Annotated in this window: 26 protein-coding genes; 12 read left to right on the forward strand and 14 right to left on the reverse strand. The window is 66.6% G+C overall.

Features of this window, described 5'->3' with window-relative positions:
* Positions 1–146: 146 nt before the first annotated feature.
* Positions 147–590: an Lrp/AsnC family transcriptional regulator gene (locus JOF56_RS03630; protein ID WP_209634374.1), complete on the forward strand. Its 444-nt coding sequence runs from the start codon at positions 147–149 to the stop codon at positions 588–590.
* A 6-nt stretch (positions 591–596) separates the two neighbouring features.
* Here JOF56_RS03630 and JOF56_RS03635 read toward each other — a convergent pair whose 3' ends face one another.
* Positions 597–1,451, reverse strand: a complete 855-nt coding sequence (locus JOF56_RS03635) for a sigma-70 family RNA polymerase sigma factor (RefSeq protein ID WP_209634376.1) — start codon at positions 1,449–1,451, stop codon at positions 597–599.
* Between the two features lie 99 nt (positions 1,452–1,550).
* On the opposite strand from JOF56_RS03635, the gene JOF56_RS03640 reads away from it, so the two are divergent.
* Positions 1,551–2,351, forward strand: a complete 801-nt coding sequence (locus JOF56_RS03640; RefSeq protein ID WP_209634378.1) for a class I SAM-dependent methyltransferase — start codon at positions 1,551–1,553, stop codon at positions 2,349–2,351.
* 1 nt (position 2,352) lies between these two features.
* Here JOF56_RS03640 and JOF56_RS03645 read toward each other — a convergent pair whose 3' ends face one another.
* Entirely contained in the window at positions 2,353–3,744 is a 1,392-nt protein-coding gene (locus JOF56_RS03645) for a sensor histidine kinase (protein WP_209634380.1), read from the reverse strand.
* Between the two features lie 40 nt (positions 3,745–3,784).
* Between JOF56_RS03645 and JOF56_RS03650 the strand changes: the two genes are divergently transcribed.
* Positions 3,785–4,450, forward strand: a complete 666-nt coding sequence (locus tag JOF56_RS03650; RefSeq protein ID WP_209634382.1) for a response regulator — start codon at positions 3,785–3,787, stop codon at positions 4,448–4,450.
* Here JOF56_RS03650 and JOF56_RS03655 read toward each other — a convergent pair.
* Positions 4,428–4,790, reverse strand: coding sequence for a response regulator (locus JOF56_RS03655; RefSeq protein ID WP_209634384.1), 363 nt, complete (start codon positions 4,788–4,790; stop codon positions 4,428–4,430). The two genes, JOF56_RS03650 and JOF56_RS03655, sit on opposite strands and share 23 nt — an antisense overlap.
* Positions 4,791–4,946: 156 nt before the next feature.
* Here JOF56_RS03655 and JOF56_RS03660 point away from each other — a divergent pair, with 156 nt between their 5' ends.
* Positions 4,947–5,921 (forward strand): hypothetical protein, encoded by a 975-nt coding sequence (locus JOF56_RS03660; RefSeq protein WP_209647987.1) that lies wholly within the window; start codon positions 4,947–4,949, stop codon positions 5,919–5,921.
* A gap of 53 nt (positions 5,922–5,974) precedes the next feature.
* Here the strand turns inward: JOF56_RS03660 and JOF56_RS03665 are convergent, their stop codons facing one another.
* On the reverse strand, positions 5,975–6,235 hold the full coding sequence (locus JOF56_RS03665; RefSeq protein ID WP_209634386.1) for a DUF397 domain-containing protein: 261 nt from the start codon (positions 6,233–6,235) through the stop codon (positions 5,975–5,977).
* Positions 6,232–7,083 carry a helix-turn-helix domain-containing protein gene (locus tag JOF56_RS03670; RefSeq protein ID WP_209634388.1) on the reverse strand — a complete coding sequence of 284 codons (852 nt, stop codon included), beginning with the start codon at positions 7,081–7,083 and terminating at the stop codon, positions 6,232–6,234. The genes JOF56_RS03665 and JOF56_RS03670 overlap by 4 nt, the downstream gene beginning before the upstream one ends.
* Positions 7,084–7,230: 147 nt before the next feature.
* Here JOF56_RS03670 and JOF56_RS03675 point away from each other — a divergent pair, with 147 nt between their 5' ends.
* Positions 7,231–7,488 (forward strand): hypothetical protein, encoded by a 258-nt coding sequence (locus tag JOF56_RS03675; RefSeq protein WP_209634390.1) that lies wholly within the window; start codon positions 7,231–7,233, stop codon positions 7,486–7,488.
* Positions 7,489–7,551: 63 nt separating this feature from the next.
* On the forward strand, positions 7,552–7,944 hold the full coding sequence (locus JOF56_RS03680) for an SMI1/KNR4 family protein (protein WP_209634391.1): 393 nt from the start codon (positions 7,552–7,554) through the stop codon (positions 7,942–7,944).
* On the opposite strand, the gene JOF56_RS03685 is transcribed toward JOF56_RS03680, so the two are convergent.
* A complete protein-coding gene (locus JOF56_RS03685) occupies positions 7,945–8,400 on the reverse strand; it encodes a hypothetical protein (RefSeq protein ID WP_209634393.1) in 456 nt (151 codons plus the stop codon). It lies immediately after the preceding gene.
* A 4-nt stretch (positions 8,401–8,404) separates the two neighbouring features.
* Entirely contained in the window at positions 8,405–9,019 is a 615-nt protein-coding gene (locus tag JOF56_RS03690) for a TetR family transcriptional regulator (protein ID WP_209634394.1), read from the reverse strand.
* An 89-nt stretch (positions 9,020–9,108) separates the two neighbouring features.
* On the opposite strand from JOF56_RS03690, the gene JOF56_RS03695 reads away from it, so the two are divergent.
* Positions 9,109–10,266 carry an FAD-dependent oxidoreductase gene (locus tag JOF56_RS03695; RefSeq protein WP_307854906.1) on the forward strand — a complete coding sequence of 386 codons (1,158 nt, stop codon included), beginning with the start codon at positions 9,109–9,111 and terminating at the stop codon, positions 10,264–10,266.
* 3 nt (positions 10,267–10,269) lie between these two features.
* Here the strand turns inward: JOF56_RS03695 and JOF56_RS03700 are convergent, their stop codons facing one another.
* The 6 genes from JOF56_RS03700 to JOF56_RS03725 form a co-directional block, all read right to left on the reverse strand.
* The gene (locus JOF56_RS03700) at positions 10,270–11,466 is read right to left on the reverse strand and encodes a hypothetical protein (RefSeq protein ID WP_209634396.1); all 1,197 of its coding nucleotides are present in this window, start codon (positions 11,464–11,466) and stop codon (positions 10,270–10,272) included.
* Complete coding sequence (locus tag JOF56_RS03705; protein WP_209634398.1) at positions 11,459–12,070, reverse strand: RNA polymerase sigma factor; 612 nt, start codon at positions 12,068–12,070, stop codon at positions 11,459–11,461. Before JOF56_RS03705 ends, JOF56_RS03700 begins: the two co-directional genes overlap by 8 nt.
* Positions 12,071–12,107: 37 nt before the next feature.
* Complete coding sequence (locus JOF56_RS03710; RefSeq protein WP_209634400.1) at positions 12,108–12,731, reverse strand: maleylpyruvate isomerase family mycothiol-dependent enzyme; 624 nt, start codon at positions 12,729–12,731, stop codon at positions 12,108–12,110.
* A 63-nt stretch (positions 12,732–12,794) separates the two neighbouring features.
* On the reverse strand, positions 12,795–13,148 hold the full coding sequence (locus JOF56_RS03715) for a VOC family protein (RefSeq protein ID WP_209634403.1): 354 nt from the start codon (positions 13,146–13,148) through the stop codon (positions 12,795–12,797).
* A 50-nt stretch (positions 13,149–13,198) separates the two neighbouring features.
* A complete protein-coding gene (locus tag JOF56_RS03720) occupies positions 13,199–14,701 on the reverse strand; it encodes a carboxylesterase/lipase family protein (protein ID WP_209634405.1) in 1,503 nt (500 codons plus the stop codon).
* A 127-nt stretch (positions 14,702–14,828) separates the two neighbouring features.
* On the reverse strand, positions 14,829–15,653 hold the full coding sequence (locus JOF56_RS03725; RefSeq protein ID WP_209634407.1) for a PaaX family transcriptional regulator: 825 nt from the start codon (positions 15,651–15,653) through the stop codon (positions 14,829–14,831).
* A 139-nt stretch (positions 15,654–15,792) separates the two neighbouring features.
* Here JOF56_RS03725 and JOF56_RS03730 point away from each other — a divergent pair, with 139 nt between their 5' ends.
* The 5 genes from JOF56_RS03730 (at position 15,793) to JOF56_RS03750 (ending at position 23,200) form a co-directional block, all read left to right on the forward strand.
* Entirely contained in the window at positions 15,793–16,509 is a 717-nt protein-coding gene (locus JOF56_RS03730; protein WP_209634409.1) for an alpha/beta fold hydrolase, read from the forward strand.
* A gap of 62 nt (positions 16,510–16,571) precedes the next feature.
* Entirely contained in the window at positions 16,572–17,888 is a 1,317-nt protein-coding gene (locus JOF56_RS03735) for an MFS transporter (RefSeq protein ID WP_209634411.1), read from the forward strand.
* Positions 17,889–17,965: 77 nt separating this feature from the next.
* The gene (locus JOF56_RS03740) at positions 17,966–19,525 is read left to right on the forward strand and encodes an FAD-dependent monooxygenase (protein ID WP_209634413.1); all 1,560 of its coding nucleotides are present in this window, start codon (positions 17,966–17,968) and stop codon (positions 19,523–19,525) included.
* Positions 19,522–21,558, forward strand: a complete 2,037-nt coding sequence (locus JOF56_RS03745) for an acetate--CoA ligase family protein (RefSeq protein ID WP_209634415.1) — start codon at positions 19,522–19,524, stop codon at positions 21,556–21,558. Before JOF56_RS03740 ends, JOF56_RS03745 begins: the two co-directional genes overlap by 4 nt.
* The gene (locus JOF56_RS03750) at positions 21,539–23,200 is read left to right on the forward strand and encodes a (2,3-dihydroxybenzoyl)adenylate synthase (protein ID WP_209634417.1); all 1,662 of its coding nucleotides are present in this window, start codon (positions 21,539–21,541) and stop codon (positions 23,198–23,200) included. The genes JOF56_RS03745 and JOF56_RS03750 overlap by 20 nt, the downstream gene beginning before the upstream one ends.
* Here the strand turns inward: JOF56_RS03750 and JOF56_RS03755 are convergent.
* Positions 23,193–23,714: a pyridoxamine 5'-phosphate oxidase family protein gene (locus tag JOF56_RS03755; protein WP_209634419.1), complete on the reverse strand. Its 522-nt coding sequence runs from the start codon at positions 23,712–23,714 to the stop codon at positions 23,193–23,195. The genes JOF56_RS03750 and JOF56_RS03755 overlap by 8 nt on opposite strands.
* Positions 23,715–23,766: the final 52 nt, after the last annotated feature.

Below are 23,766 nucleotides of genomic sequence, written 5' to 3' on the forward strand. Positions count from 1 at the left end.
GCGGTCCTCCCGTCTGATGTGACAGGACCAGCGTGGCTGATCAGCACGTCAACCAGCACCGATCGCGGCAATGTTGGCAGCAAATAGCGTGCAGATCCGGGCACCATATTGCCGTCTTCGATTAGATCGAGCAATAATCTGCCACTATGGACGAAGTGGATCGCGCGATCCTGGCCGCGCTGGAGAAGGACGGCAGGATCAGCAACGCCGACCTGGCCGAGCAGGTCGGCCTGTCGCCGTCACCGTGTTTGCGGCGTGTCCGGCGGCTTGAGGAGACCGGCGTGATCCGCGGCTACCGGGCGGTGATCGACCCCGCCGCAGCCGGCCGCGGACTACGCGTGATCGTCGGCGTCCGGTTGGCTCGGCACGCCCGCGCGGACGTCGTCGCCTTCGAACGCGCCATCGTCCAACTGTCCGAAGTGGTCGTCACCCACCACGTCACCGGCAACTTCGACTACCTGCTCCAGGTCGAAGTCGCCGATCTGCCCGCCTACGAGGACTTCCACGCCAACCGGCTCGCCGGCCTGCCAGGCGTGGCGATTGCCAACAGCTACGTCGCGATGAAAACGCTGCACCCCAGCGGTACTTGATCCCGGTCAGTCGCTGAGAACTCCGATCTCCAACTCGGCCAGCCGGTTCGGGTCGCCGATCACGTCGATCCCGGTGATCTTGCCCTCGGCGATCGTGAAGGTCAGCGCGACCGACAGCCGGTTGCTGAACGCCGTCACGATGCCGATCCCGCCGTCGACCAAGGCCATGTCGCTGACGTGGGCCAACTGCGCGGCGGTGGTGGCGCGCCGGGCAACCACGTCCACGCCCCTGACCACGATCGGTCCGCTGGCGTTGAGCACTGTCGCGTCGGCGTGGAGCACCACCTCCGGGTGGAGTAGCTCGACCAGCGCGTCGAAATCGCCGTCGCGGGAAGCCGCCAGGTACGCGCCGACGACCTCACGCTGACGTGCCAGATCGGGTTCAGGCACCTGCTGGCCGCCCTTCACCCGGCGGCGGGCGCGACTCGCGAGCTGCCGGGCCGCGGCCGGGGTCCGATCGATCATCGGGGCGATCTCGTCGAACGGCACGGCGAACATGTCATGCAGCACGAACGCAAGCCGCTCGGCAGGCGTCAACGTCTCCAGCACGACCAGCAGGGCGAGCCCGACCGAGTCCGCCAGCACCGCGTCCCGCTCGGGATCAGCGTCGCTCGCCTGCTCAGGAACATGCACGTCATACGGCTCCTCGCGGCGTGACTGCCGGGAGCGCAGCATGTTGAGGCACACCCGCGCCACCACCGTGGTCAGCCACCCGCCGAGGTTCTCGACGTCACTGGTGTCCGCGCGATTGATCCGTATCCAGGCGTCCTGCAGGGCGTCGTCGGCCTCGGTCACCGAGCCGAGCATCCGATAGGCCACCGCCCGCAGGTGCGACCGGTGCTCCTCGAATCGCTCAGTCATCCATTCACGCTCGTCCACGGTGTCCCTTTCCTTCGCGCCTGCCACCCTGACCCGCGGGGCCACGAGGATGTGACACAGGTCCGGAACTAGGCTCAGGGTATGTGGAGCTGGGACCCGTCGCTGTATGCCGGGAGTGCCGCCTATTACTCGAAAGGACGTGTCCCGTATCCGCCGGAACTCGCTGACGCACTTGCCACTGAGCTGGGGCTGGACGGGTCGGGACGGCTTCTCGACGTGGGGTGTGGGCCCGGGTCGCTGACTCTGCTGCTGGCCGGTTTCTTCGCCGAGGCGGTGGGGGTCGACGCCGATCAGGGCATGATCGACGAGGCCATCCGGCTTTCCGGTGAGCGGGCCAATACGCGTTGGGTGCACATTCGGGCCGAGGATTTGCCTGCGTCGCTTGGGGTTTTCCGGGTGGTCACGTTCGCCCAGTCATTTCATTGGATGGACCGGGCTCGGGTTGCCGCGACCGTACGCGGGATGTTGGAGGCCGGTGGAGCGTGCGTTCATGTGCACGCGGTGACTCACGAAGGGGTCGAGGGTGCGGACTCGCCTCCGAACAAGGCAATGGCCGAGCTGGTGCGGAAATATCTCGGACCAGTGCGCCGAGCGGGTAAAGGGCACCTTCCGCAGGGCACTGTCGGCGGCGAGTCGGAGATCTATCGGGCAGCCGGGTTCTCCGGGCCTCAGCGGATCGAAGTGCCCGGTCGTGTTGTCGCCCGGACGACTGACGAAGTGGTCGCCAAGGTCTACTCACTCTCCAGTTCCACGCCCCACCTGTTCGGCGACAAGCGTGCGGATTTCGAAGCCGAGCTCAGGCAGCTTCTGCACGAAGCCAGTCCTAATGGGACATTCAGCGAACAGATGCTGGAGACGGCCCTCGACATCTGGCGGCCGTGAACTACTCGTCAGCGGGCTTGAGGGGCAGGTCGGCGACCAGGGTGGTGCCCTGGCCCGGTGGGCTGGTGATCGAGAGTGTGCCGCCCAGGGCTTCGACCCGGTCGGTGAGGCCGACGAGGCCTGAGCCTGATCTCGTTGTGGCGCCGCCGATGCCGTCGTCGCTGACTGTCACACGTAGACGGTCATCTTGCAGGCGCGCGTCTATGTATGCGGTTGAGGCGTTGGCGTGCTTGGCGATGTTGGCGAGGGCTTCACAGACGAGGTAGTAGGCGGCCACCTCGACAGGCTCGGGTAGCCGGATGGGAACGTCTGAGGAGAGTTCGGCGGGGATGGTCGAGCGGCGGGTGAGGGCTTTGAGTGCAGGGACCAAACCGCCTTCGGACAGGACCGCCGGGTGGATTCCACGGGACAGTTCGCGCAGCTCGTCCAGGGTCGCCATCAGGCCGTTGGCGACTTCGGCCAGTTGCGCGGCCGAATCCGGGGGAAGTTCGGCCTCGACGGCTCGTACCTCCAGGACCAGCGTGACCAGTCGTTGCTGGATGCCGTCGTGCAGATTGCGTTCGATCCGGCGGCGTTCCTGGTCGGCAGCGGCCACGATACGAACGCGGGATTTGGCCAGCTCGCTGCGGCTGTGCCGCAACGCGCGGGCCATGGTGTTGAAGCTGCGCTGAAGCATGCCGATCTCGCCGGGCCCATGCTCGGGCAGCCGGGCGTCGAGGTCACCGTCGGCGATCTGCCCGGCCATGGCCGCGGCCCGGCGAACCGGCCGGGCGATGGTCGCGGTCAGGTAGACGGCGAACGCCACGATCAGCAGCAGCGATCCGGCCAGACCCACCGCGGCGGCCGTGGTGGCAAGCCGGTCTGTTGCTGCGGTGTCGTCCAGGCGTTGGTCGATGTGGCCGCCTTCGATCGCGACGAAACGGTCGACCTCAGTGCCGATGGCCTCGATCAGGCGCCTGAGTTCCTCGGCAACCGTGACAGCGCGAGCGTCGGCGGGATTCCGCCGGACGAGATCGATCAGCGCACCGGAGTAGTCCAGATAGGACCGAATGGCGTGGGTGACCCCGTCGCTCCGGGCGTGCAGCTCAGGGGCCTCCATCAGCAACCGGTCCAGACTGCCGAGCTGGTCGGCGATGGCGGCCCGGTCGCGCTGCCACAGCCGCAGTGCGCTCTCCTGCCCGGTGATGACGAAACCGTCCAGGCGGGTCTGCAGATTGATCACGTGCCGGCCCAGCTGATTGCCGGCGACCAGCACGTCCTGGTACTTGCGGGTCTGGTGCTGCAGGTCGCGCAGCTCGGCCGTGGAGGAGAGCAGGACCATGAACGCGGCCCCTTCGACCACCGCGAGCAGGGCACTTGCAGCGGCCAGGCGAATGGTCAGCCCGCCCCTCACGTCAACCTCTCGTCCGCACGGAGTAACACGTTAGTCGATAATGCCTAATGTGACGGACGGTACACGCGTGGTCCTGGCGGAAGATGACGTGCTGCTCCGCGAAGGACTGGCCAGCCTGCTCGACCGGTCGGGCTTCCAGGTCGTGGGCCAGTCCGGCGACGCCGCCGGACTGCTTCCCCTGGTCCGGGAACACCGCCCTGACCTGGTGGTCGTCGACATCCGTATGCCCCCGACACACACCTCAGAAGGGCTGGACGCGGCCCGGGTGATCCGCGAGGAGCTGCCCGGGACCGGCATCCTGGTGCTGTCGGCGCACGCCGAGGTCGAGCACGCGATGGAGCTGCTGGCCGGCGGCCGTGGGATCGGGTACCTGCTCAAAAGCCGGATCGCCGACGTGGCGGAATTCCTCGACACGCTTGAGCGGATCGCCAAAGGCGGCTCGGTGGTGGATCCCGCGCTGGTTCAGGAACTGGTGTCGGCCCAGCGCCGGGACGATCCGCTGGCCGTGCTGAGCAGCCGGGAACGGGAAGTGCTGGCGCTGATGGCCGAGGGCCGGTCCAACGCCGGGATCGCCCGCCGGATCTGGATCGCCGAGGGAACCGTGGAGAAGCACGTGCGCAGCATCCTGGCCAAGTTGAGCCTGCCGGAGACGGATGACGATCACCGAAGGGTGCTCGCCGTGGTCACGTTTCTCGAGGCTCGCTAGTTGGTGCCGCGAGCAGGTCGTGGATGGCGCGGGCGGACAGCGACGCCTTGGGCAGGAACCCGACGGCCGGGCTGGCGGCGATCAGGTCGCGATAGTCCTCTTCGTCCTCAGTGGAGACGAGGATCGCGCGTGTCCGGAGCTTTCCGACCAGCTCGAAGCCACTTTCCCGGCCGAGGCCGATATCGACCAGCACCAGGTCCGGACGTAGTTCCTCGACCCGTTGCAACGCCTCCGCACTGCTGGAGGCCACGCCGACGACAGTGATCCCCTGGCGTTCCAGCAGGCGACGAGCCGTGGCCAGAAAGCCCGGGTTGTCATCGACAAGCAGACAGTGCAACACGCTGGCGATCGTTTCAGGCAATGCCCGTCGCGCGCATGCCTGCTAGCCGGTATTCGAGGATGGGTGCTGGCATCGACGATAAGACGGCAGGTCAGCCCGCATGCTCCTTGGCATGGGTCGCGGACGGCGCGGCCCGTGATCCGGAGGAAGAATCCCATGGAATCACGACGACGGACCGGGTTCCGCCGAGTGGTGCTGACCGGCGCGATGACGATTCTGGCGGGCATCGGCTCGTCCATGCTCCTGCCGCTCATGGCCAACGCCGCCACGTCAGACCCACCGCCGCCGCGCAGGCCCACCGTGAGCACGTTGTACCGGGGCGACTCCCGCCCGCCGAGCGAGATCTTCCGGAACGGTTTCAGCGGGCGCGGCTCCGACACCAGCCTGGTCCGCCACGTCCGAGGCGGAAGTGGTGCCATGCAAAGCGCCTACATCTCGACATCCGAGGACCAGGGCCAGTCATTGACCTTCGCCGCGAGCCAGGGCGCGAACAACCTGGTGACAGTGGCGAACGCCTGCCGGGGCCGGGCCGCCCGGCCGACGAACCCGTTCTCGTCGGTCTGGACCTACTTCGTCGACTCCTCGCGCCCAGGCTGCTCGACAGGCAGGTCCGGGTACGTGACCGCACAGACCTACATCTACGAAATCGACGCGCGGGCCGCAGGCAACGCCTACCACGTCGGCGACCTCTTTGCCGACCACCCGGACCTGCAGCGTTACGCCGGTCAGCGCGAATGGGCCTACCAGGGCCGCATTCCGGCCAGCGCGATCATCCGCGTGCAGGTCTACGAAACGACCGTGCGCGTGGTCTACAACAGCAACGGGGTTGCCACGTTCCCCGATTTCCGTAACCAGCCCAGCGACTGGCACCGCGTTCCGGAGCGGGCAGGCCAGCAGGCCCAGCAGAACCCCAACTACCACCCCGGAAGCCCAAGCCGCATCATCTTCCCCGCCCCAGGCAACGGCACTCGCCCAGGCGCAGGCGGCAGCAGCTCCAACCCGCGCGACCACGTCGGCACAAGCTCACACGATGAACTCAAGCGCCGACGCCTGAACCAGCCGAAGACCGAGCCGGGTGCGGCGAACCCGTGGACCCGCGGCTGCAGCGCCATCACCCGCTGCCGCAGCTGAATCCGACAGATCGAAGTGGGGCCGCGACAGGTGTCGTGGCCCCATTTTCGCTGCTACGACTGGGGGATTCGGCCGTCCTTGACCGCACCGAGAAACGCGAACCCCTGCTCAGCGGTCAGCGTGAGCATCGGACCGTTGGCGTTCTTAGAATCCCGGAGACGGAACACAATCTCGGTGTGCACCAGCTCGATGCATTGGCCCGTATCGGTGGAGCGGCTGGACTTCCGCCATGTCGCTAACTCGACGCAATCGCCTGTGCTAGCGGAGCTGCTGGCCTTCCGCCACTTCGCCCCGCTGAAGTCGCTAGTAGTCATCGGATTTCCTTCCTGATCCGGTCGATCAGCCGGCGGGACTCCTTCGGCGGCTCAGCCAAGACCCGGAGGTGGTTCATCACCTGCCGGTACTCCTGAAGCTCGTCTGGCTGTTCGAAGAACAGGCCGCGCACCCGCGTCTCGACATATACCAGGCCAGCGTCTCCCGGGATAGGAAACGACATCATCGTGAACGCGCCTTGAAGCGCCGAGTACGCAACGGCATCCCGTGGGATGACCTGCAGTTCGACGTTGGGAAGCTTCGCTAGATCCAGTAGATAAGCAAGCTGGCCACGCATGACTTCCGCCCCACCGACCGGCACCTCTAGCACCCGTTGGGGCACCACAAGCCACAGGTGTGTCGGCGACTCCGCTGTGAGCAACTCCTGGCGTCGCAACCGCAATCGCAACCGGCGCCGGACTTCGGCCTCAGGGAAGCGTTGGACAGCGCCGCGCAGAAAGGCCTCTGCATACTCAGCGGTCTGTACCAGCCCCATCAACACGAGCGCGTCGTATGACTCGATCTGCGTGGCGCCAGCTTCCAGTCCAATGTAGAGGTTGAACTGATCGGGATCGGCGGAAGCGGCCTCGCTGGGCGTTCGCTTACGTGCCAACGGAAGTATGGTGAGCAGTTCCACAGTTTCCTCGGTCGCCTCATAAAGCTCCAGCAATCGGACCAGTTCCGCGTCCGGCGGCAGGCTGCGCATCCCTTCGAAGTGATTGAGCCGATTGGCCGCGATCCCGGTCCGCCTTCCGGCCTCCTTCTGCGTCAGCCCGGCGTTCTCGCGGTGCTGACGCAGCGCGATGGCGACTCGGCGCCGCAACACGGCGACAGACGTGGACACGGGCATAGCGAACTCCCTACGGCCTGAGTAACACGAACGTGTCAACGGACTTGACGTGATTCCTACAAGTCAGGTCATACTGGAGCTATTGTAAGCGCTCGCGAGCGCCAAGCTCGACAGACACGCCCAGCTCTGCCCCACAAGGAGGAAGACATGATCCGACCGGCACCAGGCGACATGATCTTGTACACAAGCGGCGGCGTAACCGACGAAGTGGCAATGTCCCTGCACATGCGAAAGCCGAACGACCAAGCCGTCTCGATCCTGTTCGGCAACGAGCGGATCACGCTCGATTTCTACGACGTCCAAAGCCTGGAACGACTGCGCGACCTCGCCGACGAAGGCGCCCGACGACTACACGCCGCAATCGAGATGAACGAGGAACCGATCGATTCCGACCCGGTTCCGTAGTCAGCGGATGATCATCCTGGTGAGCACTCCGGTGAAGTTCACAGGCAGAATGCGACTGCGGACATGGCAGACATTGTGGCCAGGCTCGCGCGGTTGCGGGCCAAGGACGAAGGCCTCAAGGGCTTCGGCGCCGACGAGCACGAGTACCGCAACAGCCCGATGTCCGAGGCTGATGTCGAGGAGTTCGAACAGTGGATGACAGTGCCGTTCCCGCCTGCCTTCCGTGATTTCCTGCTCGTCGGCCAACTCGCCGGCAGCACTGGAGGCGATGACGACACCGGCGAGGATGGCGAGCCAGATCAGCAGTGTCTGCCAGCGTCGCCCAAAGGCGAGCCGGCCAAGGCGGTAGAGGAACGTTGCCACGACGCCAGCCTCGCGGCCGAGGGCCGTCGAGTCGTCATGCGTGTGCTGACATCTGGCGTACTGAGATCGCAGTACATTCCGCGCCTGGACTGATCAGCCGCCCTGCCGCCACATCGAGAAGATCAGGGAATCACCGTCGGTGCAGATCACCTGGGGGATATCGGGTTCCGATACCTGGTTGCACGAGAATCCGGCCACCTCCAGCGCATCCGAGCCCGGTTTCGGGTCAGGTCGCTTGGCGTAGTAGTCGACCAGGACGGCGCCGGCCTGGTCGCAGTCGACCCGACCGGCCGGGGTCTCGACCACCACGACCTCCATCGGCTTGCCCAGCGCACCGGTGATCGTCTGCTCGCAGTACTGCTGATCCGCGGCCGGGTCGATCGATGTGGGCACGGCCCGCGCGGTGGTGGCCGGGCGTGCTGTCGTCACAGTGGTTGTAGTGGTCGTCACGGTCGCCGGGATGTCGATTCCTTGCGAGGCGGAACCGGCCACTGTGGACGAGCAACCGGCCAGTAACAGTGAAACGATTGCGGCCACAGCGATTCTCATGCCCCTAGGTCGGCTTCCCCGGGCTGTGCGTTACGGCTGACAGGTCCCTGATCAGTGCTGTGATCGTCCGCTGGATGCGTGCGTGCACATCGGATTCGGTATCAGCACCGAGCACGAGGTGGTGGAGTACGCCGACGAGCGCGAGGGCCAGCGTTTCGGGGTCGGCGGTCGCGGCGATCCGGCCGAGTCGTTGTTCCTCGGCGAGGTATGTGGCGGCGGCGTTCTCGATCGCGTCGAGGCCTGTGGTTTTGTCGCCGAGGACGGCGTGGATGCGGCCTCGCAGTTCGGGGCGTGTGACGAGGAGCCGGGCTGAGACCAGGACGGGTGTCAGCGGTATCGAGAGGACGGCATCGCACAGGTTGCCAGCGACGGTGTCTGTGCCGGCTCGTTCTGGTAGAGCAGCGGCCTGGGCTGATATCAGGAAGGCTCGGTCGATTGCGTAGGCGGCGAGGAATTCGTCGAAGTCGGTGAAGTGGCCGTACAGCAGGCCGGTTGCGACGCCGGCTTCGGTTGTGACGGCTCGGCCGCTGAGTTTGGCGGGGCCGTCGCGGATGATCACGCATTCGGCCGCGGCGAACAGTTGCTGCCTGATCTCCGGGATGGCGACGCCTCTGGGCACGCGTCTGAGTCTACGGGACTTGCACCGATAATGAGCATGTGTTCATACTTGGTTTGAACACATGCTCATACTTATGCCGAGGAGCGGTAGTGACACAGAGGGTGATCGTCTCGGGCGCTGGTATCGCCGGCTTGGCCACCGCGCTGCGACTTCACCGGGCGGGTTGGGATGTGCTCGTGGTCGAGCGCGCCCCCGCCCGCCGCAGCAGCGGCTACATGGTGAACCTGATCGGACCCGGTTACGAGGCCGCGGAACGCTTAGGCCTGTTGCCCGGGTTGACCGAACGGGATCTGGGGGTGTTCACCTCGATCCTCACCAAGGCCGACGGCCGGGAGAAGTTCAAGGTGCCTGCCGCTGTCGTGCAGGCCGCGGTCGGCAAACGGGCGATGACTGTGTTCCGCGGCGATCTGGAATCCGTGCTGTACGAGCAAGTGCGGGACATCGTCACGATCCGCTTCGGCACCACCGTGCAGGCCGTCGGCCAGAACGGTGATGAGGTTCAGGTCGACCTGAGTGACGGCTCGTCCGAGCGTGCCGATCTTCTCGTCGGCGCCGACGGCCTGCACTCCGGTGTTCGTGAGCTCATGTTCAGTCCTGGCACCGATTTCAAGGTGGATCTGCGACACCTGGTCGGCGCATTTCCCCTCAGCCGGGTGCCGCGCGACATCCCGGACGGAGCCAGCACCACGTTCATCGGCCCAGGCCGCACCGCGGCGGTGATCAATCTGGGGCCGGGACGATCCTCCGCGTTCTTCACCTACCGCAGCGATGATCCGGCGGCCGAACTGGCGAAGGGATCTGCGAAAGCTCTCAACGCGGCCTTCGGAGATCTGGGCGGAGCCGTGCCCGACGCACTTCGCCAAGTGACGGCCGACGCCTACTTCGATTCGGTCAGTCAGGTCGTGATGGACACCTGGCGCAACGGGCGAGTCGTGTTGCTCGGCGACGCTGCCTGGTGCGTCACGCTGTTCGCCGGCTACGGCGCCGCCCTCGCACTCAACGGAGCCGACGAACTCGGCGCCGTCCTGGAAGAACACGGCAGCAACGTCTCCGCAGCCCTGACCGACTGGGAGACGCGGCTACGCCCCGAAGTACTCAAACGGCAAGCCTTGGCCCGCAAGGGAACCGCCCAGTTCGCGCCACCCAGCCAAGCTCATGTCTGGGCGCGCGACCTGGTCATGCGGGCCATTCAGCTTCCCGGGATCCGCACGCTGATCCAGCGTTCCATCCAGCGCGCGAACCAGTAGCGATCAGGCAGGCTTGTCCCCCATCTTGCCGACCACAGCCTGACGGTAGGTCTCGTCAAGGATGATGTCGCCCGCCTTGGCTCCGTCGACATCCTTGAGTGCGGCTGTCCGTCTGCCGATCACGTCGCCGTTCGTGGAGTCCAGCAGCACCTGTTCCCGCAATTGGCCTTCGGCGAAGTCGATGCTGACCGAGATCGCCGCGCGGCCGTCCTTGGTGGTGGCGTCACCGACCGTGAGGTACGGGTGGTAGCTCAACGCTTGTAGCGTGGCGCGGCGCACCTCGGCTGAATAACGGGCGTCGAGAAGGTTGGCAGCTGTGCGGAAGAACTCCAACGGCGGGTCGGCGTGCGTGGCGGTGTTCTGGACCAGCCATTCGTAGAGTGCCCGCGGTTCGGTGGGCGGGCGCAACCGTCCGTTCATGGTCGGCACGGTGCCTACCGTATCCCCCTCACACGCCTCTTTGCCTTCTTCACGTACGGACGAGAAGTCGCCACAGCGGGCCCGTTCCTCACCGTTCGGCATCAGGAGCTTGGTGCGATCTATCGGGGCTTCGTCGGCGCGAGCTGCCTGCTCGGTGCCCAGGACCCATTGCCGGTTCTTTGTTGTCTCGGCCCGCCACAGCCACTGCTGGTGCTGATCGGCTGGAATCCAGACTTCGGCGTGTGCCTCTGCGATGAAGGCGAAGGAGGTACGGCTGCGCCCCTCGGTTCGGACACGTGACCAGAGCTGCCTGTTGACGTACCGGAACTGACCGGCCGCCAGTGGTGCGTCCGGCACCCGGGATGCCAAGCCTCCCAAGGTGTTCTTCGGCTGGCCGGGCGCCGGCGGCAAGGGAGCGTGCTGGCTGCCGGTCGTGGCCGGCGGCCTGGCCATCGTGGTGCTGGACGGCGTCGGCAGGAGCGTGGCGGGCGAGGACTGCTGGGACGCGGCGTTGACGATCAGGATCGTGCCGACGGTGACCACGGCAATAGCTGCCGCCGCCGCGGCCAACGGCATCGCCCGCCGGGTGCGAACAGTGGGTGTCGTGGGCGTGGCCATCTGAACCTTCTCTGGTGTCGTGCCGGCATTCGCGGCGAGCATCAGCTTGGCGCGCGCCCTTTCCCGGGCATCAGCGGCAGCGGGTACATCTGCGTGCAGGGCGGTCAGGACCTCGTCGAGTTTCTGGTCGGACCACATGTGGCGCACGTTCTCGTCAGGCATGACCACCCTCCTTTGTGGACGAAGTTGAGGCGTCTACTCGCAACCGCTTGCGGACCCGGTGCAGACGGGAATGGACGGTGCCGACCGGGATGTCCAGCGCTTCGGCGACCTCCTTGGTGTCCAGCCCGGCCCAGGAGACCAGCAGCAGCACGTCACGGTCTCCGGATGACAGTTCGGCCAGCACAGCGGCCAGCCGCCGGGTCTCGGCCTGCGCGTCCACCCGGGCGGCCACCAGACTTTCGTGACCGGCGTCGAACGTCACATCCGCACCGGCCGCCCGTGCGGTGATCTCCAGGGTGCGGACCTCCTCACGCACATGCTGGCGGACCAGATTGGTGGCGATGCCGAACAGCCAGGACCGCACTGCGGCCCTGGCCGGGTCGTAGCTGTGCCGCCGGTTCAGCGCGATCAGGAAGGTCTCGCTGAGCAGGTCCTCGGCCGCGGCCTGCCCCACCCGCCGGGCCAGGTACCGGTGCAGCACAAGCGAATGCTGGTCGAACAGCCAGCCGAACAGCCTGGCCGGGTCCGGCCCGGTCAGGTCCGGGTGCTCGCTGCCCAGCGGCGGACCGTCCTCATCCGTGAACCCACGGTCGGTTGTCCTCATACCTCGTATTGACAGAAGGCGCCCCTCACCTTCACGGTCACACAGTCGCCAGCGTGACGGCACCCGGCCCGGCAAGCTCATCAAGCGCCACCCGTCGCCCGGAGATGGCCAGGAGCAGGGACAACGCAGGTCCGGTCACTTCCGGGCCGTCTCCGATCGACAGGTCGGCATCGGTCGCCATCAGCCGGACACCGGCGACCAGTTCCTTGGCTCCACCGAAGGACGCGGGCGTACGAGCCTGCAGGCGAAGCGCTCGGACAACAGCTTCCTGCTGGTAGGAGCGAGTAAGCCCCAACGGCCGCCGGATGTCCTCACCGTGCACGACCTCCTCGACCAGCCTGGTGTCGAGGTTCGCCGGAGGAGTCGACGTCCGCGACGCCACCTGACGAAACCGCTCCAACGTCTCTTGCGGTGAAGCACCGCGCGTCCGCTCCACACCCCGCGCGTTCTGCCGGTCGAAATCAAACCGCGCCAGGATCAAACCGGCCACGAAACTGAGCCGCGTGGTCAGAGCCGTGTTGACCATGTGGGCGACCACGTCGTGCACAGTCCACCCGTCACACAGCGATGGCGTCTCCCACTGTTCGTCATCGAGGCGCGACAGGTCGTCGATCAGCGCCGCACGCTCCACATGCACCATCGGCCACACATCGCTCTTCACGGTTCTCTCCTTGTGTTGACGGCATTGCCCGCCAAGAGAGACTCCCGCCACCGCGAAAACTCATCAACGCAGGTGCGCGAGCACGTTGATCACCGTCCCGCTGGGATCCTCCATGAAGAAGCGGCGTACGCCCCACGGCTCGTTTCTGATCGGGTAGACGATCCGCAGACCGCGACGCACGGCATCGGCGTGCACCGCGTCGACCCTCGCCGGATCGCCGACGTCGATCCCGAAGCGGGGTGGAGGGTTCTCCATCCCGCGCGGCGGAATGATCACCTGCGCCTCGGGACTGTCCGGGGACTGCAGGCACAGGACCGGTTGCTCCATCGCCACCTCGAACCCGAACACCTCGGCGTAGAAGTCACGGGAAGCGGCGAGGTCGTCTCCGTCGGCGTAAGGAACGATTCTCCTAATCATCAGTACACCATCGCAGCCTCGGCTCCCGGCCGCTGGGACAATCGGAAGTTCTACCGGCCGAGCAGCGGTAACGGCGAAAAGGTGTAGTTCTGCCAGAGCAAGCGGGATGCCTCTTCCGGATAGACGGCAACTGCCGGTTCGGTGTCGAAGAGCTGCGTGAGGCGTTGCTCGGTGTCGTACGCGGGCCAGCCTGGGTCGCCGTGCGTGGCAAACGCCGTCCATGCGGTTCGCATGCGCCTGGACAGTGCCTCTGCCTCGGTGATGTCCTCACCGATCAGCATGGCGGGCTGGCCGCGAGTCAAGTTGCCGAAGACAAGCGGCACGTCGAGGCCATGGCAGGCGCCAAGCGCGCCGCCCATACCCGGGGCAGTCCAGGTCAGCTCGAAGAGGTGGACACGGCCACCGCCTGCGACCTGTGCCTCGGCGAGGTGCAGCGACGGCATCCGGAACAGCCAGTCCGAGTTGACCACTTCGTACAGCTCGTCCGACCCGGCGTCCGGGAAGGCCGCGCGGAACTTCTGCGCACCCTCCGGCGCGAGCATCGCCAGGGCGGTCTCCGCCTGGTCCGGTGTCACCTGCCCGAGCGTGCCCTCGATCAGGTTGAACAGACGCTGCTCGTCGCGTGTGTGACCGACGATGAGCTCGATGTCCCGGGCCGCGCCATCGGCCAGGGCCTGCCAAGGGGTGCGGGGCAGGACATCCCCGTCCACGACGGGCCCGAACGGGATCGGTCGGTGCGCGGCCAGACCCCAGCGTTCCGTCCACTGGGCGATCTTGGCGGTGACCGCGTCACCCGCGGCGGACAGCCGCATCGGTTCCACAGTGGACATATCAGCGACCGTGGGTCGCAGTCCCACCTCGGTGGCGCACACGGTAGCGATGTCGGCAGCGAGCTCCGGCGAGAAGACCGGGCCTGTCACGCTTTGCGCGATCGCCCGGTGGAAAAGCCCGGCCGCACGCGGCATGGCCAGCAGTGCGGCGACCGATCCGCCGCCCGCCGACTCGCCGAAGACCGTGACCTGGCCGGGGTCGCCGCCGAAGGCCCGGATGTTGTCGCGCACCCACTCCAGAGCAGCGACCTGGTCGAGCAGGCCACGGTTGGCAGGCGCTCCCTCGAACTGTGCGAAACCCTCGATGCCTACGCGGTAGTTGAACGTCACCACCACGACGCCATCCTGCGCGAGGCGGGCGCCGTCGTACTCGGGAAGACTCGACATGCCGACCATGAAGCCACCACCCTGGATCCACACCATGACCGGCAGATCCGCGCCTGAGCCGAATGCGGGCGACCAGACGTTGATCGTCAGCCAGTCCTCTTCCGGCGAGTCCTGGGACAACTGGTCCATGCCAAAGAATCCGGCCTGCGGTGGCGGCGGGCCGTACGCCACGGCCTCACGCACTCCGTCCCAGCTCTGTACCGGTTGCGGCGCGGCGAAACGCAACGCGCCAACTGGCGGCTCCGCGAACGGAATGCCGCGGAAGACCGCCACACCTGAATCCCAGCTGCCCCGCAATTCCCCTGACACCACACGAACTTCGGGAGCAACAGTCATCAGGGCTTCCTCTCTGGGCATGGCCGAACCAAGTGCGCGCCGGATCATCCACGCCCACCGGCAAAACGCGCCACCCATTTACCCAATTGGCACCGTCCCCGGACGGCCGTCCCAGATGTGCATCAGCTCAACTGGCCTCGGAAGCCTGCACCGCAGCGGCTTCGATAACACTGTCCACATAGGCTTCCGCCGGGCTGCGGAGCAGGCTGTGGGCCTCAAGGAAAACCTCGTGCGCGACGCGTCCCTGCCACCCAGCGGGAAGCAGTTCGTGCGGCAGGTCCGGATCGCGGAACGGGAACTTGCGGTAGTCGTGCACGAGGGTCGCGCGTTCGACGAGCGCACGTTCACCCTGTAGTTCACCGGCGCGATAGGCGTCCAGGCGGGGTTGGTAGATCCCAAGCCACTGCGTGTATCCGTGGTTGAGTTCGATCAGATCCCAGGCACGGCCCGCGATGTCACGGTCGGCTTCCATACCGGCCGACGACGAGTGGAAGACGTCCAGCTTGACGGTCGGATCATCGGCGAAGGCGGCGAGCACCTGCCCGGCCCGGTCGTGCGGGCTCAGCCAGACGGCCGGCGACAGCGGCCCGAACCCCAGCCAGGCGAGCTTCTTGCGCAGCTGTTCCCGGATCGCCCGATTGGTCTCGGGCACCTGGTAGATCACCATGTGCCAGCGGCCGTCCCAGGGACCGGTGGCCCGGCCGAAGATGCGCGTCCGGCCTTCGTCGAGCATCTGCCACGCCGTTTCGGTCAGCGAGTACAGCGTCTCCCGGCCCTGGCGTTCGGCTTCGAGCCACCCTTCCTTGCGCAGCCGTGTCATCGAGACACGGGTGGTCGCCTCGGGGATGTCGAAGCACTCGAGCAGCGTGACCAGGGCACGCAAACGCGCGGCGCCACCGCGATACCGCAGGTAGTCACCGAACAGATCGAACACCAGCGATCGCGCTCGCATCTGGCCTCCTCGCAATCCGAACCAGTCTATCGACACACCTTCATGTTTCATCTTCTTGACGTCCGTCCGCAAATTGTCTCATAATTTGCCATCCATACGGGCGGGTGACACCAGTCACAGTGCAGTGAGGAGTTCCGCGATGGCCGAGACCGGCGAGACCTTTGTCCTGATCACAGGCGCCTGGCATGGCGGATGGGCGTGGCGGCCGGTAGCCCAGCGCCTCCGCGCCGAAGGACACCAGGTACTGACGCCCACGTTGCCCGGCCTGGCGGATGGAGACGACCCTCGCGAACACACGCTCAGCGACGTCGTCGATGCCGTGGTGCGCACGGTGGAAGATCGCGATCTGCGGGACGTCACCCTGGTCGGGCACAGCTGGGGCGGGTACCCGATCACTGCGGCGGCGCCCCGGCTGGCCGGCCGCCTGCGCAAACTGATCTATTGGAGCGCGTTCGTGCCCGCGGCCGGCCGGTCGCTGTTCGACGAGGTGCCGCCCGAGTACCAGGGGTTGTTCACGGCGCAGGCGGAGGCTTCCGGCACCAATTCGGTACTCCTGCCGTTCGAGGTGTGGCAGCAGGGATTCATCGCCGACGCATCCGGACCGGTCGCTCAGTTGTTACACGAACTGCTTGTCCCCCAGCCGATGCAGTACTTCACCGAGACGGTCGAAGTCACCGAGCACGGCGTTCCCACGGCTTACGTGCTCGGTGAGCAGGACGTCGCGTTGCCACCCGGCGAATACGGCTGGAACCGGTTCGCCGACCGCCTCGGAGTACCCGCCCAGCCGGTCGCGGGCAGTCACGAAGCCTGTTTCACGCAGCCCGCCGCGCTCGCGGAGGCCTTCCTCAAAGCGTGACCTGAGATTGCGTCCATACGACGAGCGTCGACGAATCGTTGCGCTGAAGGAGTTGGTGAACCATGACATCCCCAGCCCGTACAAGCAGACGATCCGGGCTCACCGTGGTCGCCTTGTGCTTCCTGACCATCGTCTTCGACGGATACGACCTGATCGTGTACGGCTCCGCGGTACCGAGCCTGCTCGCCGAGCCCGGCTGGAACATCGGGACTGAGCAGGCAGGTGCCATCGGCAGCTACGCCCTCGCAGGCATGCTCGTCGGCGCGTTAGGTGCGGGCGCCATCACCGATGTCCTGGGCCGACGGCGAATCATGCTCATCGGCATCACCTGGTTCTCGGTGATGATGGTGCTCTGCGCACTGGCGCCCAACCCCACGATGCTGGGCATACTCCGCTTTGTGGCAGGCCTCGGCCTGGGCGGCGTCATTCCCTCCGCGATCTCCCTGACCGTCGAGTACGCCCCGCGGCGTCGTCGGCAGCTATACAACGCGGCGATGTTCGTCGGGTACTCGGTCGGCGGTGTTCTCGCCGCGGTTATGGCGCTCATTCTCGCCGCGGATCACGGATGGCGACCGCTGTTCGCCATTGGCGCGGCACCGCTGCTGATCGTGCTGCCCTTGGCCATATGGCTGCTGCCGGAGTCGGCCGCCTACCTGCGGACACGCGGACGGCACGAGGAAGCCGAGGCCCTGACTCTTCGCTACGGCCTCGAACCACAAAGCGAAGCAAGCGCAGAACGCCTGGGCCCCAGCACGCTCTTCCGGCGAGACACCTGGCGAGCAACCATCCTGTTCGGACTCGCGAGCTTCTGCGGACTGCTTCTGGTCTACGGCCTCAACACGTGGCTGCCACAGATCATGCGCAAGGCCGGATACCCGCTCGGCTCCGCGTTGACGTTCCTGCTCATTCTCAACGTCGGCGCGATCGTCGGCGGCGTCCTCGCGGCAGTGCTCGCCGACCGCGTCGGCTCCAAACCGGTTACCGCTGCGGCATTTCTCGTCGCCACCGCCTGCCTGATCGTGCTCAGCCTGCGTGCCGACGGCGCCGTGCTCTACATCGCGGTCGCTGCCGCGGGACTGGGCAGCGTGGGTACGCAGATTCTCGTGAACGGCTATGTCGCGGTGCACTACCCGGCCGCGGTACGTGCCACCGCGCTCGGTTGGGCCCTCGGTGTCGGCCGTGCGGGTGCGATCGTCGGGCCGCTGTTCGGTGGTTGGGTCCTGGCGTCAGGCGCCGGTTTCGAGTGGAACTTCTACGGTTTCGCCGTTCCCGCACTTCTTGGTGCGGTGCTGATCGTCATGATCCCGCGGCGACGCGCGGCAGCTTCGCCTCAGCCGGCCGGCGACGACTCCCGGCCCGCCGCACAGCCAGTCGGGTAAAGCATTTCACCACATGGACGACCGTCAGGGATCTGTCGTAGTCTTACCCGATCGTGCCGACAAGGAAGGCTGAAACCATGCGTGTCGCCGTCGCGGGGGGCGGCCCGGGCGGGCTGTTCTTCGCCACGCTGATCCGGCGGGCCGATCCGTCGATCGAGGTCACCGTGTTCGAACGCAACCGCGCCGACGACACGTTCGGCTTCGGCGTGGTGTTCTCCGACCGGACCCTCGACGGGATCCACGAGGCCGACCCGGTGCTGCGCGAGGCGCTCACCGAGCACGGCAAACACTGGGACGCCATCGAGATCCGGCTCAAGGGTGAACGGATCCGTTGCGGCGGCAACGGAATGGCCGCGATCGTGCGGCGAACTCTGCTGGCGCTGATGCAGGCACGCGCCCGCGATGCCGGTGCGGAGCTGAGGTTCTCCGCCGAGGTGACCCTCGACGAACTCGCCGGCTACGACCTGGTCGTGGCCGCGGACGGCACCGGCTCGAAGATCCGCGAACAGCTGGAGCAGGATCTCGGCGCCCAGGTCGAGACCGCGACAGCGAAGTTCATCTGGTTCGGCACCGACTACCTGTTCGACGGCTTGACCTTCGTGCACGAGCGCGGCCCGGACGGGGTCTTCGCGGTGCACGGTTACCCGATCTCCGACGAGGTCTCCACCTTCATCGTGGAGACTGACGAAGCGTCCTGGCGCCGGGCCGGGCTCGACGAGTTCGACCTCACGCAGCCGCCCGGCTTCAGCGACATGGTCTCCAAGGCCTACCTGGAGAAGCTCTTCGCCGACCAGATCGACGGGAAACAGTTGCTGGTCAACAACTCCCGCTGGGGCAACTTCCGTACCCGGCGCACCCGCCGGTGGCACACCATGAATTCCACTCCGCCAGTGGCGTTCCTGGGAGATGCGGTGCACACAGCACACTTCTCCGTGGGTTCGGGCACCAAGATGGCGATGGAGGACGCGGTCGCGTTGTCCCGCGCGATTGCCGAGTCGCCAGCCGATCTCGGCACAGCTCTCGCCGCCTACGAGAACGCGGCCCAGCCGTCGGTCCGCAGGATCCAGAACTCGGCACGGCCCAGTCTGGCCTGGTGGGAGCACTTCGGCCGGTATCACGACGAGTTCGAGCCATGGCAGTTCGCCTATCACTTCCTGTCCCGCTCCATCAGCGATTCCCGCCTGGCCAGGCGTGATCCGGCGTTCGTGGCCGCGAGCCACCAGGGCTGGATCGACCAGTACGGCACCGAACCGCTCGAAACCCCTTTCACCGCAGAAGGATGGCGGACACCAGGCCGGCTCGTGACAGTGTCGTTCGCGCCTGCTTTCGTGGCAGGGTCGTTGCCACTGCTCGATTACCCGCAAGGCACGTGGGGTGCGCTCGTGACCGCACCCGAGACCGAGGCAGAACTGCCCGATACCTTCGCCAGACTGTCCGAACTCGCGGACCTCGGCAATTCAGCCCCGGTGCTGGTCGCCGTGCACGGCGGCACGGCGTTGACCCGCATGCTGGTGTGCGAGCAGGCCCGCATGCACCACAAGTTGCCCGCCTTGCTCGTCGACCCGGATACAGACCAAGACCGGGCGATGACCACGGTGCTGTCCGGACGAGCTGATCTTGTGGGGGTGCCCACATGACCGGGACACTCGGCCTAGGCAGCCTGTTCGCGCCGCGTGGGATCGCTGTCATCGGCGCTTCCCGTAACCAGCAGAAGCTGGGTGCGGCCATGGTCCGTTCCTTGCGCGGGTTCGCAGATCATGGAGGGCATCTCGCGCTGGTCAACGCACGCGACGACAGCATGCATCGCTCTGTACGCGCCGCCGCCCAAGACGGGCCTGTGGATCTGGTGATGCTCTGCGTCCCCGCTGCGGTGTGTGCGGACGTACTGACGGAAGCGGCTGACGCGGGCGTACGCGCTGCGGTGGTATGCGGCGGTGGGTTCGCGGAGGCAGGCGGCTCTGGTATCGAATACCAGGAGCAGCTGGTGGCTGTCGCGGCCGGGACCGGCGTGCGCGTGCTTGGCCCCAATACCAGCGGTTTCCTTGTGCCGAACGCGAAGCTGACGGCAAGCTTCGTCCCCGGCGCGGCTGACGTGCGTGCAGGCAAGATCGCTGTGGTCGCCGCAAGCGGCGGGGTGAATCACGCATTGTCGTTCCTGCTCACCCAAGCTGGGCATGGTGTCAGCCTGGCGGTCGGGCTGGGCAACGCGATCGATGTCGGCGCCCCTGATGTCCTTGACTACTTGGCTGACGACCCGGCGACGAGCGCGGTTGCACTGCACATCGAGTCCGTCGCGGACGGACCCCGCTTGGTCGAGTCGGTCGCCCGGCTCAGTGCTCGCCGCCCTGTTGTCGCTTTGGTGGTTGGGAAACACGACATCGGCGCCTTCGCCGCGTCGCATACCGGCGCGCTGGCCACGTCATGGCGTACCACTCGTGCCGCGCTCGCCCAGGCGGGAGCGGTCCTGGTCGACAACGAACGTGATCTCGTCGATGCCGTCGGTGCCCTCGCCGTGCAGCGTCTCAAGCCCAACCGGGACCCCGCGATCGGTGTCGTGACCGCGCAAGCTGGGCCAGGACTGCTGATCCTGGATGACCTTCGCGGCCGTGGGACGCGGATACCCGAGCTTCACGCGTCCACTCAGGACAAACTCGCCGAGTTGCTGCCGCCACTGACTTTCCAGCGCAATCCGGTCGACACTGGCCGTCCCGGACCGACGCTCGGTGATGTGTTCCGGGTTGTGGCCGACGATCCCGAAGTCGACCTCATCGCAGGCTATGCACTGCACGAACCCGACGCGGCCGACTTGCCTGCTGCCCTGACCAACCCCGGCGTGCCCGTTGTGATGGGCTTGGGCGGGACCGGAGCTGAGACGGCGCGTTGCCGCGAAGCGCTGCTGGCAGCGGGCATTGCTGTCGCATCCGAGCCACGTGGTGTCGCCGCCGGTATCGCCGCCCTCCGCGAGGATGCTCGTGCTCGAACACGCCGTTTTGACACCGAACAGCGGCTGGTGCCTACCGGTATCCGTGGCCCCCTTGACGAGGATCAAGCCAAGACGCTCCTGGAGCGCATTGGAATCCGTACACCCGCGCGTCGCGCCTGTGCTGACCGAGCTGAGGCACACCAAGCTCTTGCTGCCTTGGGCGGGCCGGTCGCGGTGAAGATCCTCGACGCCACTGTCCTGCACAAGACCGACATCGGGGGCGTCCACCTCGGCGTCGGCACACCGGAGGACCTCGACAAAGCGCTTGCTTCCATCGGCTCGGCGCGTTACCTCGTCGAGGAGATGGCGCCTCCTGGTGTCGATCTTGTCCTCGGTGCCCACCGGGACCCGATATTCGGCCCAACGGTCCTTTTCGGACTTGGTGGTACCGCGGCGGAGGCACTTGCCGATGTCGCGATCCGGCTGGCACCGCTGTCAGCCGCGACAGCCGCCGAAATGCCCGAGGAACTGGCTGGCCGTGCTCTGCTCGACGGGTGGCGTGGTGGCCCTGTCCTCAACGCCGGGCGACTCGGCCTTCTCGCCGCGGCGCTCGGTGACCTGCTCGCCGCCAATCCGGATCTCGCCGAGATCGAGATCAACCCCTTGCGCCTCACCGTGTCGGGCCTCGTCGCCCTCGATGCCGTCGTTCTCTCCAGGGAGGCCAGCGATGCCCACCCCCATCAGTGAAAACACCGTTGCATGGCCCGATTCCGACGCACGGCGTTACGTCGCCGCGGGCTACTGGGCCGGAGACACGCTCGGGTCCCTGCTCCGCGATGTCGCCGACCACCAGCCCGACGCTCCGGCGCTGGTCGATCCCGTCGCCGGGCTCCGGCTCTCCCACCGCGAACTCGCCAATCGTGCGGACTCCGCCGCCGCCCGGCTGTTCGATCTCGGTATGTGCCAAGGCGACCGGATCGTTGTGCAGTTAGGCAACGGCTGGGAATTCGTTGTGCTCACCCTGGCCTGCCTGCGCGCGGGCATCGTCCCGGTGATGGCTCTGCCCGCACACCGCCGCATCGAGCTCAGCTATCTCACCCGGCACGCCGAGGCCACCGCGATCGCGGTGCCGGACCGGATGCGCGACTTCGACCACCAGCAACTAGCCCACGACCTGCGGACCGTCGGCCCCTGGCACGTGCTGGTGGCCGGGGACGAGATCTCGCCCGGCAGCGTCGACCTCCGGACGATCTGTGGTCCCAGCACCAACCCGGCAGCAGATCGCGCCCGGCTTGACGCCGTCCGGATCAACAGCTGTGACGTCGCCGTGTTCCTGCTGTCCGGTGGCACAACCGGTCTGCCCAAACTGATCGCACGCACACACGACGACTACGTCTACAACGCGCGGCGTAGCAGCGAAATGGCAGGCGTGGACGCGGACACCGTGTACCTCGTCAGTCTGCCCGCGGGCCACAACTTCCCGCTCGCCTGTCCAGGAATCCTCGGCACGCTGCTGGCAGGCGGACGAGTCGTCACACTGCCATCACCCGAACCCGCAAAGGCTTTCGCGACCATCGCCGCCGAAGGTGTTACGCACACGGCCGTCGTGCCCGCGGTCGCAGGCCGATGGCTCGACCACGCCGCGGAACACGGTTCGGCCGACGTCGCCACGCTGCGCGTGCTGCAGGTCGGCGGCGCCCGTCTGGCCAACGAACTCGCCCGGCGCGTCAAACCCGTTCTCGGCAGTACATTGCAGCAGGTGTTCGGGATGGCCGAAGGATTGCTGAACTTCACGCGCCTCGACGACACCGACGACGTCATCTGCACCACCCAGGGCAGGCCGATGTGCCTGGACGACGAGGTACGCCTGATCGACGAACTCGGAAACGACGTCCCGGACGGGCAACCCGGCTCACTGCTCACCCGCGGCCCTTACACCCCAAGGGGTTACTACAAGGCGGCCGAGCAGAACGCGCGGGCCTTCACCACGGACGGCTGGTACCGGTCCGGCGACATCTGCCGCCGGACCCCGGACGGCAACCTCATCGTCGAGGGACGCGACAAGGACATGATCAACCGTGGCGGTGAGAAGATCTCCGCCGAGGAAGTCGAGAACCTTGTCTACCAGTTGCCCGCGGTGGCCCAGGTCGCCGCGGTCGCGATGCCCGACCCCGTCCTCGGCGAACGCGTCTGCCTGTACGTGGTGCCACGGCCAGGCACCGCCATCACACTGGAGGAAATCCGCTCTGCCATGGAACTTCTCGGCGTGGCCCGGTTCAAACTGCCGGAGCGCCTGGTGATCGTCGACGCGCTGCTCACCACCAAGGTGGGCAAGATCGACAAGAAGGCGCTGCGGGCCGACATCGCCGAACGGATGGCACTCACGTAGTCGCAAAGTCCCAGCGGGTGGCGCCGTGTGGCTCCGCGGAAGCCACACCGATGGCCCTGCGCAGCGTGAGGCGGTACAGGTACCAAGGCGCGGGCCCCGCGCTGGGCGCGCTGTACGGGGCCGTAAGCGCGTCGCCCTCCACCGAGGCCGGCCACCCGCCGGTCCGGTAGACAGCTGCCACACGCTCCAAAGTCGAGGAGTCGGTGACGCGGTGTGCCTCGCCTTCCAGCGTCAAGTCGATGCCCCGCAAGCGAACCGACACGCTGCATGCCGGATTCTCGGCCAGGTTGCGCGCCCTGCGAGTGTTCGGCCCGCTCTTGAAGTACAGCGCGTCGTCCACCCACACGGCCCCGACGCCGGCCGAATGCGGCCGCCCGTCGGGCCGCACAGTCCCCACGAAAAACGTCAGGTCAGCCGTGGGCGTGTCAGTGACGAGAACGTCACGCGCACGACTCCACGGCAGCTCCGCGGACCCGTGCCGGTCAAGGTTCTTGATCGAAATCGGCTCAGTCATACCCCAGCGTCGAACAAGGCGGCCGCACATCGACAACCTCGGCCGAAGAATT

The organism is Kibdelosporangium banguiense, from assembly GCF_017876405.1.
Classification (GTDB): domain Bacteria; phylum Actinomycetota; class Actinomycetes; order Mycobacteriales; family Pseudonocardiaceae; genus Kibdelosporangium; species Kibdelosporangium banguiense.